Genomic DNA, 14,871 nt, shown 5'->3' on the forward strand with positions numbered 1-14,871 from the left:
GCACCGAAACCGTCGCACGCAGGCGGTGGATGCAGCAGCTGCCCTACCTCACGCTGGGCCTGTTCGTGGTTGCGATCGCCGCGCTTGTCTGGCTCACCCGCGCCCACGACACCGACGAACAGCGCACCACGCTGATCAACGACGTGCTGTGGATGGAACAGAACCTGCGCTTCCATCTCGACCGCAACGAAATCCACCTGCAGCAGATCGGCCCCGAGCTGTTTGCCGGACAGACGCTGGGAGCACCCACCGAAGCCCGCCTGTCCAGCCTGCTGAACCAGGAGCGCGGCCTGGTGCAGATCATCTGGGTGCGCGCCGACGGACGTATCGCAGGCGCCCTGCCACCCACACCGCGGCCTCACGCTGGCGACGAGGGCTCCGCCGGGGTTCCCGGCGAGCCCAGCCTGAAGCTCGCGCGCGCACTCGGCCGACCGGTCTACGGCCCCACCTACCCCACCACGAACGGCGCCCACCATTTCGAGGTTCATGTACCGGTGTGGTCCAACGAAGCGCTGCTGGGCGTTGTCGTCGGAGTATATTCGCTCTCCGACCTGGTGGTGCGCGAACTGCCCTGGTGGTTCTCCGAACGCTATCGCGTCGCGGTGCTCGACGCCGACGACCGTGAGATCGCGGCCAAGTCGAAGGTCGCACCCGTGTCCGCATGGCTGGCCTACACCATGCCCTTCGACCCGCCCGGCCACGGCCTCACCCTGCAGATCACCGCCTACAAGTACGAAACGCGCTGGATCCCGCTGCTCCTCGGTGCCTCCCTGGTCCTGCTGGCCGGCATCATCATCTGGAGCGTGATCCAGTTGCGGCGCGAGCTGGCAAGGCGTCAGCAGGCCGAAGCCGCATTGCGTGCCGAATCGGCCTTCCGCAAGGCCATGGAGGACTCGCTGATCACCGGCATGCGCGCCCGCGACCTCGACGGCCGCCTCACCTACGTCAACTCCGCCTTCTGCCGCATGACCGGCTATGAGGCCGACGAACTGGTCGGCCTGAAACCCCCCATGCCCTATTGGGATCCGGAGCACCTCGAGGAGACCTTCGAGCTGCACCGCGAGATCATGTCCGGGGGGAGCTCACCACAGGGCACCGAGGTGCGCCTGCGACGCAAGAACGGGGACATCCTCGATGCGCTGGTACTCGAGGCCCCGCTCATCGACCCGCAGGGGCGCCATGCAGGCTGGATGGGCTCGGTGCTCGACATCACCGAGCAGAAGCGCACACTCGAGCATGCGCGCCAGCAGGAAGAGCGGCTGCAGCAGAGCTCGCGCCTGATCACCATGGGCGAAATGGCCTCGACCCTTGCCCACGAGCTCAACCAGCCGCTGGCGGCCATCGCCAGCTACAACTCGGGCTGCATCAACCGCCTCGAAAGCGGTCAACTGGACCGCGACGAACTGCGCGACATCCACGAACGCATCGCCCGCCAGGCACGCCGAGCCGGCGACATCATCCGCCGCGTGCATGATTTCGTGCGCCGCTCCGAACCCCGGCTCGAAGCGCTTGATCTCAACGCCGTGATCCGCGACGCGGTCGCCCTGATCGAGGCCGACGCGCGCAAACGCGGCACCCAGATTGCAAGCTCGCTTGCGCGCAAGCTCCCGCCGGTGGCCGCCGACGCGGTGATGATCGAACAGATCGTCATCAACCTCGTACGCAATGCCATGGACGCCATGCACGACACCCCCGCGGCACAGCGCCAGGCGCTGATCAGCACGGCCCTCAAGGACCGCCAGGTCATCATCTCGGTCGCCGATCGCGGCACCGGTATCGACGCAGCGACGGCGGCACGGCTGTTCGAGCCCTTCTTCACCACCAAGAACGCCGGCATGGGCATGGGGCTCAACATCTGCCGCTCGATCGCCGAACTGCATCACGGCCGCCTGACTTTCGAAGCACGCCCCGGGGGCGGTACCATCTTCACCCTGTCGCTTCCCGTGGAACCCGATCCAGCATGAGCACTGCCTGCACCCACATCATCGATGACGACGAGGCCATCCGGGACGCCCTGCAATGGCTGTTCAAGACACGGGGCGTCGCCTGCCGGACCTGGGCAAGCGGCGAGGACTTCCTCGAAGCGTGGAGTCCGCAGTGGCGCGGATGCATTGTGCTCGACATCCGCATGGCAGGAATGAGCGGCCTCGAGTGCTTCGACACCCTGCTTGCGCGCGGATGCGAACTGCCAGTGATCTTCATCACCGGCCATGGCGACGTGCCGATGGCGGTCGCTGCGCTCAAGAAGGGGGCGTTCCACTTCATCGAGAAGCCCTTCAACGACCACGACCTGGTCAGTCTCGTGGAGACGGCGCTCGCCGCTGACGCAGAACGCCAGCGCGCCGCAGCCAGCCGCGAGACCATCGAAGCACGACTTGCAACGCTGACCTGCCGCGAACGCGAGGTCATGGACCTGATTCTGGAGGGCAAGTACAACAAGGTCATCGCCGATGAGCTGTCGATCTCGATGCGCACCGTGGAAGCCCACCGCTCGCGCATTTTCGACAAGATGGACGTCCGCTCAGCCGTCGAACTGGCTCAGATACTCACGACCCTGCGCAGCTGAGCCAGCCCTGGCTCAGGCGCCGGCCCGCGCGCCCGGCTCCCAGCGCGGCATCACACCGGCCTCGTCAGGCGCACAGGCGTGACTGCAGGCGATGCCGATACCGGCCACCCACACCGGCGCGTCATCGGCCCATAGCACCGGCATGCGATCACGCAGCCAGGCCGGCACCCCCGCCTCCTGGCAGAGCTTGCGCAGCAGCTGGCGCGGACGCCCGGGTGCCAGCTGGAGCCGCACACCGGGCGCGCGCGCGGCCAGCATAAGTCGCTCCGCCTCCTGCAGGCGTACCCGGCTGAGGCCGACCCCAAGGCCACACTCGAATCGCACCAGGCCGCCCCCCCACGGCAGCGCGGCCTCTCCGCGCCACTCCCGCGCCTGCACAGAGACCTCCTCGACCCCCTCCAGCCACAGCACTCCGCGGTAAACGCAACACGCCCAGCCATTTCCCAAGGCCACGCGCAGCGGCCGTACGTCTGTCGCCGTCGCCAGCTGGCGCAGAGCCTCTTCCAGGCGCCCTCGCGATGGCGCCTGCGCGCCATACTCGCGCAGGCGCCATCGCAACAGGTTCGCCTGCCGTGGCACGCTCAGCCCAAGCACACTGCTCGCCCGCCAGACTCGCCCCCCACACATTTGAGCATCGAGCTCGGCCAGGTCGGCGAGCAGGCCTTCGGCCTCGGCAAAGTTGGCGCAGGCGCGCGCCAGCATCGGCACTGCGGACGGGAATGCTGCTTCCAGGCTCGGCAGCACGCGGTGGCGCAGCATATTGCGAGCGAAGCGGAGGTCGGCATTGCTCTCGTCCTCTACCCATGAGAGCGCCTCGCGCCGCGCCCACGCCAGGATGCCGGCTCGGCGCTGACCCAGCAGCGGCCGCAGACGCCCGGGACGCCCGGGCGCAGCCGCAACGGACACCGCCATCGCCGCAGCGCCCGCGACCCCCGCACCGCGCAGCAGCCGGAACAACAGGGTCTCGGCCTGATCATCCTGATGATGGCCGAACACCATCCAGTCGCACGGTACGCGATCGAGCGCGGCATGCCGTGCTGCGCGCGCCGCCGCCTCCGGACCGCCGCTGTGCGCAGGATCGACCGCGACCCTGAGGACTTGGAAGGGAACGCCGAGCCTCGCGCAATGCGCCTCACACGCATCGGCCCAGGCGCTCGCATTGGGGCTCAACCCATGGTGGACATGAGCGGCCTCGAGACTGAACCCCACCTCGGGCCGAAGACGATGCAGCAGCTCCAGCAGGACAACGGAATCGACACCACCGGACAACGCGCAGCATAGTCGCGCGCCCGCTCCGACCCCGGCACGGCGCAGGCACTGCGCGACGGCAGCAAGCATGGGCCCATTCACCTCGGGCGGAGCTTCATGGTGGCCAGCGCTCACCCTGCGCTGGAACGCGACGACACGGCGGCGCTCAGGCCGCCTTGTCCTTGAAACGACCGTAGCTCATGAGCTTGTCGTAGCGCTGGGCCACGAGCTCCGAGGGCGTGAGCGCCTCGAGTTCGCGCAGCGCATCGCCAAGCGCACGCTTGAGTGCGGTGGCCATCGCGCGCGGATCGCGGTGCGCGCCACCAACGGGCTCATTGACGACCCGGTCGACAAGGTTCAAGGCTTTGAGTCGCGCGGCGGTGATACCCATCGTCTCGGCTGCATCAGGCGCCCTGTCGGCACTCTTCCACAGGATGGAGGCGCAGCCCTCGGGAGAAATCACCGAATAGGTCGAATACTGCAGCATCAGTACCTGGTCGGCGACCGCGATCGCCAGCGCCCCACCCGAACCGCCCTCACCGATGATGGTGCTGATGATCGGCACGCGCAGTTCGGCCATCAGGTAGATGCTGTGGCCGATCGCCTCGGACTGGCCGCGCTCCTCGGCACCGATGCCGGGGTAGGCGCCCGGCGTATCGACGAAGGTAAACACCGGCAGGCCGAACTTCTCGGCCAGCTTCATCAGCCGCATCGCCTTGCGGTAGCCCTCGGGACGGGGCATACCGAAGTTGCGCGCGATCTTCTCCTTGGTGTCCCGCCCCTTCTGGTGGCCGATGACGACGCAGGACTGCCCGTTGAAACGCGCCAGGCCGCCGACGATCGCCTTGTCGTCGGCAAAGGCACGGTCACCGTGCAACTCCTTGAAATCGGTAAAGATCAGCTCGGCGTAGTCCAGCGTATAGGGGCGCTGGGGGTGACGCGCAACCTGGGAAATCTGCCACGGCGTGAGCTTGCCATAGAGATCCTTGGTCAGCGACTGGCTCTTGGCCTCGAGGCGCCCGATCTCTTCGGAGATGTCTACAGCCGGGTCATCCTGCACGAAGCGAAGCTGGTCGATCTTCGCTTCCAGTTCGGCGATTGCCGTTTCGAAATCCAGAAAGGTGGTTTTCATCCAGCCGTTCCCAGTCAAAAAAATGTCCGCCATTGTAACGCCGCCCGGACGGCGACGCGCACCGTCTTCGCTGCGCTGCCGCATTCAGGCCGCCGAACGCATCGGGGCGGCCCCGTGATGGCGGCCGCCCCGATGCCCTGCCCCGAGCGCCTGTCGGCGCCAGCGGGTCAGTCGCTGTTGGCGAAGCCCAGCAGGTGCAGCAGGCTGGTGAAGAGATTGAAGATGGAGACGAACAGCGTCACCGTGGCCATGATGTAGTTGGTCTCGCCACCATGGATGATGTTGCTGGTCTCATACAGGATCAGGCCCGACATCAGCAGCACGAAGGCCGCGGATACGGTCAGCGACAGCGCGGGGATCGAGAAGAACACCGCCCCAAGACCGGCCAGGAAGGCGACCAGGATGCCGACCATCAGGAAACCGCCCATGAAGGAGAAGTCCTTCTTGGTCGTCACCGCATACGCGGAAAGGCCCAGGAAGATCGCCGCCGTGCCCGCCATCGCCTGCATCACGATGCTGCTGCCGTTGGGCAGCGACAGGTAGGCCGAGATGATCGGACCGAGGGTGAAGCCCATGAAGCCGGTCAGGGCGAACACGAACACGATGCCGAGGCTGCTGTTACGGAACTTGCTCGTCAGGAAAAGCAGGCCGAAGTAACCGACCAGGGTCAGGATCAAGCCCGGGTGGGGCAAGCCCATCGCCATCGACAAGCCCGCGGTGAGCGCCGAGAAAGCCAGCGTCAACGACAGCAGCATGTAGGTGTTGCGGATGACCTTGTTGGTCGACAGGACCGACGCTTCGGAGCGCGTCATCGTCATGCGGTTTTCCATTTCGAGCATTCCTCCAGGGGAAGTTGTTGAATTGTTTTGAACGACGCCGATCAGGCAGGTACTGCGTCAAGTTGGGGCGCCACGCTGCGCACCGGCCGCTGACTGCGCCGGACACGCTGCGCGAGCACACGCGAAACACGGTCTGCAGCCTCGTCGACCGCCGCCCGCACCTCGATCTGGGTGATGGCGAACACCACGTCCGGCAGATTGCGCAGCCGCAGTTGTACCACGCATCGTTTGTCGGTGCCGCCTCGCGGCCCATTCACATCGGCCACTTTCACACGCGCCCACTGGATGTGGTCGCGGAAACGCCCGATGGCGAACTGCATCCGTCGCGTCACATAGTCACGCAGCCCGGGAGCAGCCTCGACATTGTCGCAGTGCAGATCGATACGCATATGCAGTCTCCTTCGTTCTTGTTGCGCGATTGCCGTCGGGCACCACGCCTCGACGGATACTAACGCTCAGACTCTTCGATAAAATCCTGGTTCAACTGAATCTTTATCTGGTTTTATCGAAGTATCTTCATCCTGTGCCTACGGGAGCCATCCATGCTCAACTACAAGCAACTACACCACTTCTGGACGGCTGCCCGTGCCGGTGGGATCGTCCGCGGCGCAGAACGTTCCGGGCTGGCGCCACAAACCGTATCCGGCCAGATCGCCGCACTTGAGACCGAACTCGGGGTCAATCTGTTCAAGCGACAGGGCCGCAAGCTGGCGCTGACCGAGACGGGACGCATGGTGCTCGACTATGCAGAGGAGATCTTTCGCCTCGGCAGCGAGCTCGAGGAAGCACTGCGCAGCCGCTCGGCCGGGCGCGCCATGCCCTTCAGGGTGGGCGTTGCCGACGTGGTGCCGAAGGCCATCGCCTGGTTGCTACTTGCGCCGTCGATGGATCTGGCCGAGCCGATGCGCATCGTGTGCCGGGAAGGCAAGTTCGACGCCCTCCTCGGCGAACTCGCCATCCACAAGCTCGACGTCGTCCTCGCCGACAGCCCGCTACCGCCAAGCATGGACGTACGCGGCTACAGCCACGCGCTCGGCACCTCGACCATCGGCCTGTACGCCACACCCACACTGGCAGACGCACTGCAAGGCAGCTTCCCGGCATGCCTCGACGGCGCCCCGCTCCTGCTCCCGGGCGCCGAGGCGAGCGTGCGCACGCCGCTGCTGCGCTGGCTGGAAACCGAACGGCTAAGGCCGCGCATCGTCGGCGAATTCGACGACAGCGCCCTGATGCGTGCATTCGCGGAAGCGGGCGCCGGACTGTTCCCGAGCGCATCGCTGGTCGGCGAGCAGTTGTGTCGGCAGGCGGGCATGGTGCATCTGGGAGACGCAAGGGGTGTGACCGAAACCTATTACGCGATCTCGGTCGAACGCAGGCTGACACACCCCGCCGTGCGCGCGATCAGCGAAGGAGCCGCGCGTCATCAGCTCGGCGGCTCCACCGCGGACTGATTTGATTTTCGCTCGCAGCCCGTACAGAATCGCGGGCTTGCCACGGCTTCCGGACGGCGTTGGCGATGGAACGGAATGAGGGAATCGTAAGAATGGCGCGCTTGTGGCCGGGTGGGCCGACAAGTGGCCGGCAGGGCATGGCCGCCGCGGATCGGGCGTCTTGAAACGCTGACGCCGATCGTCATGGTGCCGGGAGTGGGACTCGAACCCACACACCTTGCGGCGGCGGATTTTGAATCTGCCCCCGGCCCCTTTTGTGGCGCAGGATTAAGCCCAAAGAATCAATAAAATCAACGCACTTCTATACCCTTCATTACTTCATGCTACCAGTTTTTGCAGCACTAAGTGCTGCAAAATTGCTGCAGAAGTGCTGCAAAATCGGAACATCCCACAGCACCACGGGCCCAACTTCGGCCAGGAAGAAAAGTAAACCGGTCCTTATTACCTACACTCTGGGCAGTCATGTGACTGCTCACGCTGGAAAATGGACCGTGGAGCAACTTCTCACCCCTGAGACACTGGCAAATCTTTTGGGCATCGCAAAGCAGACCATCTACAACCGCCACTCGGTAGGCGGCGACCTCCCCCGGGTCACGAAGCTGGGCAAGCTTCTGCGCTTCAGACCCTCAGACGTTGAAGCCTGGCTGGAACAAAAACTGGAATCCGATCATCACCGGAGTCCCGCTGCCGCCTTGCCTGATCAGCCTCCACCAGCACCCAGGCGGCGTGGCCGCCCAACAAAGGCCGAACACGTCGCAGCACGGCGCGCCGCTCACTAACGATCATTGCGACTCGCGCCACCCCTGATGATGAAAGAGACTACGGGGTGGAGGATGGCGGGGAGAGGTCGCGCAATATTTTGGCGGCTCGACCCCGCAAGCTATTAACCCGGCAATCAAATAGCTAAATTACTGAGCGTAGCGAACGTACTCATGGCTGAAATACGACCGCACACGATCCGGCATCGCAGCGATGCGTTCCATGCACGTACGCGCCTTCTCGAGAAGTGCGGCGGCGGTCCTGGCAATCGGCCCGGAGCGTATCGACGTTTTCAGATCCCGGTTCAGATACTCGTCGGGGTTGAGTTCCGGCGCATACGGCGGCAGGTAAAACAGCTCGATCTTCTCGGTGTTTTCGGCAGCCCACTCGCGGACACGGTTGGCGCGGTGCACGCGCAAATTGTCGACGATCAGGAACACCTTACGCTGCGCATCCTGAATCAGGTCCTTCAAGAACACGATGAAGCGCTCGGCATCGATGGCGCCCTCGAAGAACGAGAAGCGCACCAAGCCCTGGTTGGTGATCGCCGAGATCATCGATGTCGATCCGTGGCGACCGGCCGGCAGTCGAAGCTCAGGCGTCAGCCCCGCCATCGAGTAGCCGCGCACCCAGTGCGAGTCCTGGCGAATGGCGGTCTCGTCACCCCAGTAGATCTCGGCATCCTCAGTCTTGGCGCGCGCAACGATCTTCGGATACTCGTCCTCAAGCCACGCCTTGAGCCGGGCCGGATCCTGCTCAAGCGCACGCTTGACCGGCCGCTGCGGCGTGAAACCCCACCGCCGAAGGTACTCACCGACGGTGCGAATGGGCATGTCGATGCCAAAGAGCTGCTTGATGGCGAGCATCACTGCGCGACGATTCCACAGCGCAAACTCAAGCTGAAGCTGGGCGGGATTCGAGCCGATGATCTTCAAGCGCAGCTGCTCCTCTTGAACCAGCGTCAGAGTTCGTCCCGAGCCATGGCGCCGACCACGTTGCCCGCCCTTGATGACGGCGTCGAGGTCGTCAGCCTGGGCGCGCCGCGCCCATTTCAAAACGGTACCGACATGAACCCCACACACTTCAGCGATGTGCGTCCATGTATAGCCTTGCTTGCGCAGTACAAATGCTTGGCGACGAATGTGTTCCAGGGCTTCGGGCGGAAGCTTGCGGGCATCGATCTTTTCCATGCCCGAATTATATCAAAACCTATTTGATTGCCGGGTTAATAACGTGACCCGCCGAACTGACTCGTACCCCGGATTGCTTCCACAGTGAGCGCACGTTAAACAGGCCGTCGGCGACTTGTCGCCTTCAGGCAGTTTCAGTTCCGGCTCCCGCCACCTTCCGTTGTTGAGTGTAATTCGACAGGAGGGCACATGGAACTGACAGCGCTTCACAAACGGGTCATTGGACTCGATGTGCATCAGGCGCAGATCACTGCCTGCGCGATCATCGAAGACGCTGACGGCACAGTGCGTATCGAGCAACGGCAATTCGGTGGGTTCAAGCGGGATCGACGCGCTTTGGCCGACTGGGCAGCGGCCCTGTCTCCCGACGAAGTGGTCATGGAGAGCACGGGCATTTACTGGAAAAGTCCGTACGCCGCGCTGGAGGTGGTGGGCATCCGCGCGCAGGTGGTCAATGCCCGGCATGTCAAGAACGTTCCGGGACGCAAGACCGACGTGGGCGATGCGCAGTGGCTGGCGACGCTGGCGCGCGCCGGACTGCTGCGCGGCTCGTTCGTGCCGCCGGCAAAACTTCGCGAACTGCGCCTGATCTCGCGGCAACGACAGAAGCTGGTCGGGCAACTTGCGTCCGAGAAGAACCGGCTGCACAAAGTGCTGACCGATGGCGGGGTTCGGCTCGGCGTCGTGGTCAGCGATTTGCATGGGCAATCGGCACGGGCCATGGTCAAAGCCATCATCGACGGGCAGTCGCCGCACGAGGTGCTCCAGCTCGCCAGTCGGCGACTCAAGGCCAGTCGCGAAGAAATCTTCGATGCCTTGCAGGGCGAACTGACCGACAGCCATCGCTTTGTGCTCGACGAACTGATGCGCCACATCGAGGAAATCGAAGCCCGTATCGCGCGTTTCGACGCCCGATTGCTCGACGCGCTAACCGATGAGCGAAACGCCTTGGCCTTGCTGCAAACCCTGCCCGGCGTCGATCTCATCGGCGCGGCGATGCTGCTGGTGGAAATCGGCACTGACATGGATGTCTTCGGCAGCGCCGACCGATTGGCATCCTGGGTCGGAATCTGTCCGGGCAACAACGAGTCGGCAGGCAAACGCAAATCAGGACGCGTACGCAAGGGCAATCCCTATGTCCGCCGACTCCTTTGCGAGTTCGCTCATGCGGCCAGCAGAACCCAATCCGTCTTCCAGTCGAAGTTCCAGTCCTTGATCGTGCGACGCGGCCATGAACGAGCCATCGTCGCGCTGGCCCACAAGCTACTGCGCACCATCTTCTTCATGCTCAACCGTGGCCAACACTACCGGGATCCGGCCACCGACTATGAAGCGCTTTCCGTTCAACGCAATGCCCCTCGCTGGATCAAGGCGCTGACCAAGTTCGGCTTCATCCCGCGACCCGCCTGATTCAGGCCGCCTTCGCTCCGATGACCTGCTGCGGTCAGGACTTCGCTCGTTCAGAAGCCGGGCTCTTTCACGTTAACCCGGCCCTTAAATACATTCACTACGCAGCATACGCAGCGGCCGGGTGCTTGAAGTAGGACCGGATGCGCTCGGGGAGTGAAGCGATACGTTGCATGATGGCGTGCGCCTTCTTCAAGAGCTGCGAATCATCGCGGCAGGGAGGCTCCAGGCGCAGCGCGGTCTTGAAGTCGTGATTCAGGTATTCGTCCGGATTGGACTCGGGCGCATAGGGCGGCAAGTAGAAGAGTTCGATGTGCTCGATACGCGGCTCGACCCAGGCCTGAACGAGCTTGGCGTGATGCACCCGCAAGTTGTCGACGATCAGGAACACCTTGCTCGTCGCATCGGCGATCAGTCGCTCGAGGAACTCGATAAAGCGTTCGGCGTTGATCGTACCCTCGACGATCTGGAAGGCGATCTCGCCCCGATTGGTGATGGCTGAGATCATCGACAGCTTGGCCCAGCGGGCCGACGCCTCGAGCACGGGCGTGCGCCCGGCCGGCGCAAAGCCTCGAATCCAGTTGGTGTCTTCCTTGACCGCCGTTTCGTCAGCCCAGTAGATGACAGCGCCCTCGGCCTTGGCGCGCGCGGCAATGGCCGGGTAGCGCTCGCGCAGCCAAGTCTGGACCAGATCGTTGCGCTGCTCCATGGCCTTCTTGACCGGACGCTGGGCGGTGTAGCCCCAGCGCTTCAGATACTTGCCCAGGAGGCGATCGGACAACTGCAGTCCGAATTGCTGCTCCACCAAGGCCTGGATCGCCCGCCGGGTCCACAGGGCGAAAGGCAAGCTCAACTGCTCGGGCGCCGCGCCCACGATGCGCTGGCGCACCCAAACCTCCTGCGCCATCGTCAGCTTCCGGCACGCCCCAAAGGGTCGGCCTCGGGTCTTTTCGAGCAACGCCCCGGCACCGTCCGTGCGCGCTTTCCTCAGCCACGCCTGCACCGTACGCACATGGACGCCGGCGATCTTCGCCAACTCCACGCCGCTCATTCCAGACTGCTTATTCAGGCGCAGCACCATCTTGCGCAGCGTCTCGCGCCCTTCCGAACCCAGCTTGCGTGCATCGATCTTTTCCATGCGCACATTATATAAAAAACAGCTTATTTAAGGGCCGGGTTAATAAGGCCTGGGAATCCCCCTCCGGTTCATCCCCACGGGCGTGGGGAACACCTCAATCCGCCGAGCCCGCAGCAAACAAGCGACGGTTCATCCCCACGGACGTGGGGAACACACCGACGAAGCCGCGCGCCTCATCGCGCTGGGCGGTTCATCCCCACGGGCGTGGGGAACACGAGCGAGCCGGATGCCAGCGCGTCCGCGATGACGGTTCATCCCCACGGGCGTGGGGAACACCATCGCAGAAACAGCCTAGTGAGGCGTGAAAACGGTTCATCCCCACGGGCGTGGGGAACACGCGAGTCTTTAAGTAGCCCATCGACAAAAATCCGGTTCATCCCCACGGGCGTGGGGAACACCGGCATGACCGACAAGGAAGTGCGCCAGTTCAGCGGTTCATCCCCACGGGCGTGGGGAACACACAGTTAAGCTGCTGGGCAGTGCCTCTGGGACCGGTTCATCCCCACGGGCGTGGGGAACACGCGGCCTCTACTCCCATCACTGGGTACGCTGCCGGTTCATCCCCACGGGCGTGGGGAACACGTCAGGCGCACCGTGTCCAGCAGTTCGGCCTTCGGTTCATCCCCACGGGCGTGGGGAACACTAATGCGGCTTAGACCGCCACGACTCGTCCGCCGGTTCATCCCCACGGGCGTGGGGAACACTGATCGAATACAGACAAGCCGCCTTCGGGTGGCGGTTCATCCCCACGGGCGTGGGGAACACGCCTCTTCCTTCTTCCCGCTGCTCTCGCCCTTCGGTTCATCCCCACGGGCGTGGGGAACACAAGGTGTGACGAAACGTCACGGCTTCCGTTTTCGGTTCATCCCCACGGGCGTGGGGAACACGTCGGCCCAGTCTTCCAGCAGGGCCACGAGAGCGGTTCATCCCCACGGGCGTGGGGAACACGGTCTTGCGACCGATGCGGTTGTACTCGACGCCGGTTCATCCCCACGGGCGTGGGGAACACGAAGTCAGCGTGGCCTGAAGCGCTCTATCGTCCGGTTCATCCCCACGGGCGTGGGGAACACACGGTGAGCAGCGCTCTGTTTCGTTGCTCTCCCGGTTCATCCCCACGGGCGTGGGGAACACACGCTGCCCGAAGACCTCGCGTTCCTAGCCCGCATTTCTCACAGATAGGAGGCGCATCGCGGCCGGAAATATGAGAAAGTTGTTTTGCGAGAACGACTTAACCATACTCCGGAGGAATCCGCGATGCCGACACAGTGTACCGGACGAAGCCAAGGTGCGGAGCGTATTGAGGGCCGCCAGGTGGCGGTTGATTTCGACGGAGGGCAGATCAGCTCGGATGCGGGCGCGCTGTTGCTGCGCGAGGTCGATCGCACGTTGCGACTGACCGAGCGGGTGGCGGCCTGCTTCGAGGATGGGCGTGATCCGGAGCTGATCGAACACACCGTGCACACGCTGGTGATGCAACGGATCGTGGGGATCGCGCTCGGCTACGAGGACCTGAACGACCACGACCAGTTGCGCCGTGACCCGGTGCTGGCCACGCTGGCGGGCAAGCTCAGCGCTCGGCGCAAGGGCTGCGAGCCGCTGGCGGGCAAGTCGACCTTGAACCGGCTCGAACATGCCCCCGACACCAAGGACGGTTCGCGCTATCACAAGATCGCTCACGATCCGGCGGCCTTCGAGTCACTGTTTGTCGAGTGCTTCATCGAGGCACATGCGCAGGCGCCTGAAGAGATCATCCTCGATCTGGACGCCACCGACGACCCGCTGCACGGCCAGCAGGAAGGGCGCTTCTTCCATGGCTACTACGGCGGTTACTGCTACTTGCCGCTGTACATCTTCTGCGGCCGACATCTGCTCGCCGCCAAGCTGCGCCGGGCCAACACGGATGCCTCGGCGGGCAGCATCGATGAACTCGAACGCATCATCACCCAGATCCGCCGCCACTGGCCCGAGGTGCGCATCGTGCTGCGCGCCGACTCGGGCTTTGCGCGCGATGCCTTGATGAGCTGGTGCGAAGCAGAGCACATCGACTTCGTGTTCGGGCTGGCCAAAAATGATCGGCTCAAGGCGCAGATCGACACCGAGATGAGCGAGGCGCAGGCCGAATGCACCCAGACCGGCAAGCCCGCGCGGCGGTTTCGCGACTTCACCTACCGCACCCTCGACAGCTGGTCGCGTGTCCGACGGGTCGTCGGCAAGGCCGAACAGTTACCGGGCAAGGCCAATCCGCGCTTCATCGTCACCAGCCTGGACGCCCAGCGCTGGCCGGCACGCGAACTGTATGAGGCGCTGTACTGCGCCCGCGGCGAAATGGAGAACCGGATCAAGGAGTGCCAGCTTCATCTGTTCGCCGATCGCACCTCGACGGCGACGATGCGGGCCAACCAGCTGCGGCTGTGGTTCGCCTCCTTCGCCTACGTCATGCTCGAAGCGCTGCGCCGCATCGGGCTGGCTGGCACCGAACTGGCCGACGCCACCTGCGAGAGCCTGCGCCTGAAACTGCTCAAGATCGGCGCACGGGTCAAGATCAGCGTGCGCCGCATCCACATCAGCATGGCCAGCAGTCATCCATTCCAGACCGCATGGCGCCTGGCCCAGGCCAGACTCGCCCCCGGCTGATCCGCCACGCTACCGTGGCCCTGCTGATCCGATCGCGCTCCCGTTCGCGCGAGGCGGTCTCATGCCCGAACAGCGCCGCTTGCCCCCTCAACGCACCTGACCGCTCGCAGAACCTCACCCGCCTGCCCTCGATTGGCCGCTCGCGGGCCTGAACCCTCGCGGTCACGGCGACGCGTGAAGCAAAAAGCCGCACCACCGGGGGCCGAACCGTGAGGGTGTGAGAAATGCGGGCTAGAACGCGGTTCATCCCCACGGGCGTGGGGAACACGACAGCAAGCGCCCCAACCCCAACCTCATCACCGGTTCATCCCCACGGGCGTGGGGAACACTTGGGCTTACGCCCGCGCTTGGGCGCTTCGTCCGGTTCATCCCCACGGGCGTGGGGAACACGCAGATCATGCGGACCCGCACAGGGCTACCGGCGGTTCATCCCCACGGGCGTGGGGAACACGATGGAACTAGAACACGCCGCACTGGCGACCGCGGTTCATCCCCACGGGCGTGGGG

The 14,871-nt window shown here is 64.3% G+C and carries 12 protein-coding genes and 2 CRISPR repeat arrays (1 of these 14 running past the window's edge); of the genes, 6 read left to right on the forward strand and 6 right to left on the reverse strand.

From position 1 onward, the window contains the following. Window positions 1-29: 29 nt before the first annotated feature. Entirely contained in the window at window positions 30-1,964 is a 1,935-nt protein-coding gene (locus tag C662_RS02975; RefSeq protein ID WP_002924785.1) for a sensor histidine kinase, read from the forward strand. Further along, the gene (locus C662_RS02980; RefSeq protein WP_002924787.1) at window positions 1,961-2,566 is read left to right on the forward strand and encodes a response regulator transcription factor; all 606 of its coding nucleotides are present in this window, start codon (window positions 1,961-1,963) and stop codon (window positions 2,564-2,566) included. Before C662_RS02975 ends, C662_RS02980 begins: the two co-directional genes overlap by 4 nt. Before the next feature lie 12 nt (window positions 2,567-2,578). On the opposite strand, the gene tilS is transcribed toward C662_RS02980, so the two are convergent. The 4 genes from tilS to C662_RS03000 form a co-directional block, all read right to left on the reverse strand. Further along, window positions 2,579-3,904 (reverse strand): tRNA lysidine(34) synthetase TilS, encoded by a 1,326-nt coding sequence (gene tilS, locus C662_RS02985; protein ID WP_037984037.1) that lies wholly within the window; start codon window positions 3,902-3,904, stop codon window positions 2,579-2,581. Window positions 3,905-3,980: 76 nt separating this feature from the next. Continuing rightward, window positions 3,981-4,946, reverse strand: coding sequence for an acetyl-CoA carboxylase carboxyltransferase subunit alpha (locus C662_RS02990; protein ID WP_002924793.1), 966 nt, complete (start codon window positions 4,944-4,946; stop codon window positions 3,981-3,983). Between the two features lie 167 nt (window positions 4,947-5,113). Next, the gene (locus C662_RS02995) at window positions 5,114-5,776 is read right to left on the reverse strand and encodes a Bax inhibitor-1/YccA family protein (RefSeq protein WP_002924795.1); all 663 of its coding nucleotides are present in this window, start codon (window positions 5,774-5,776) and stop codon (window positions 5,114-5,116) included. A 50-nt stretch (window positions 5,777-5,826) separates the two neighbouring features. Beyond that, entirely contained in the window at window positions 5,827-6,174 is a 348-nt protein-coding gene (locus C662_RS03000) for an HPF/RaiA family ribosome-associated protein (protein WP_002924797.1), read from the reverse strand. A gap of 153 nt (window positions 6,175-6,327) precedes the next feature. On the opposite strand from C662_RS03000, the gene nhaR reads away from it, so the two are divergent. Then, the gene (nhaR, locus tag C662_RS03005) at window positions 6,328-7,236 is read left to right on the forward strand and encodes a transcriptional activator NhaR (RefSeq protein ID WP_002924799.1); all 909 of its coding nucleotides are present in this window, start codon (window positions 6,328-6,330) and stop codon (window positions 7,234-7,236) included. Window positions 7,237-7,556: 320 nt separating this feature from the next. Further along, on the forward strand, window positions 7,557-8,015 hold the full coding sequence (locus C662_RS20730) for a helix-turn-helix domain-containing protein (RefSeq protein WP_157354445.1): 459 nt from the start codon (window positions 7,557-7,559) through the stop codon (window positions 8,013-8,015). Between the two features lie 129 nt (window positions 8,016-8,144). On the opposite strand, the gene C662_RS03010 is transcribed toward C662_RS20730, so the two are convergent. Continuing rightward, complete coding sequence (locus tag C662_RS03010) at window positions 8,145-9,185, reverse strand: IS630 family transposase (RefSeq protein WP_002924806.1); 1,041 nt, start codon at window positions 9,183-9,185, stop codon at window positions 8,145-8,147. Between the two features lie 189 nt (window positions 9,186-9,374). Here C662_RS03010 and C662_RS03015 point away from each other — a divergent pair, with 189 nt between their 5' ends. Beyond that, window positions 9,375-10,595, forward strand: coding sequence for an IS110 family transposase (locus C662_RS03015; protein ID WP_002924808.1), 1,221 nt, complete (start codon window positions 9,375-9,377; stop codon window positions 10,593-10,595). A 97-nt stretch (window positions 10,596-10,692) separates the two neighbouring features. Here C662_RS03015 and C662_RS03020 read toward each other — a convergent pair whose 3' ends face one another. Further along, window positions 10,693-11,730 carry an IS630 family transposase gene (locus tag C662_RS03020; protein ID WP_002924810.1) on the reverse strand — a complete coding sequence of 346 codons (1,038 nt, stop codon included), beginning with the start codon at window positions 11,728-11,730 and terminating at the stop codon, window positions 10,693-10,695. Window positions 11,731-11,794: 64 nt separating this feature from the next. Then, window positions 11,795-12,861: direct repeats of the CRISPR family, unit length 29 nt; unit sequence CGGTTCATCCCCACGGGCGTGGGGAACAC. A gap of 123 nt (window positions 12,862-12,984) precedes the next feature. Between C662_RS03020 and C662_RS03025 the strand changes: the two genes are divergently transcribed. Then, window positions 12,985-14,364 (forward strand): IS1380 family transposase, encoded by a 1,380-nt coding sequence (locus C662_RS03025; protein WP_002924814.1) that lies wholly within the window; start codon window positions 12,985-12,987, stop codon window positions 14,362-14,364. A gap of 239 nt (window positions 14,365-14,603) precedes the next feature. After that, window positions 14,604-14,871: a CRISPR direct-repeat array (repeat unit 29 nt; unit sequence CGGTTCATCCCCACGGGCGTGGGGAACAC); it runs 493 nt beyond the window's last position.

The sequence above is a fragment of the Thauera sp. 28 genome (assembly GCF_000310145.2).
Classification (GTDB): Bacteria; Pseudomonadota; Gammaproteobacteria; order Burkholderiales; family Rhodocyclaceae; genus Thauera; species Thauera mechernichensis.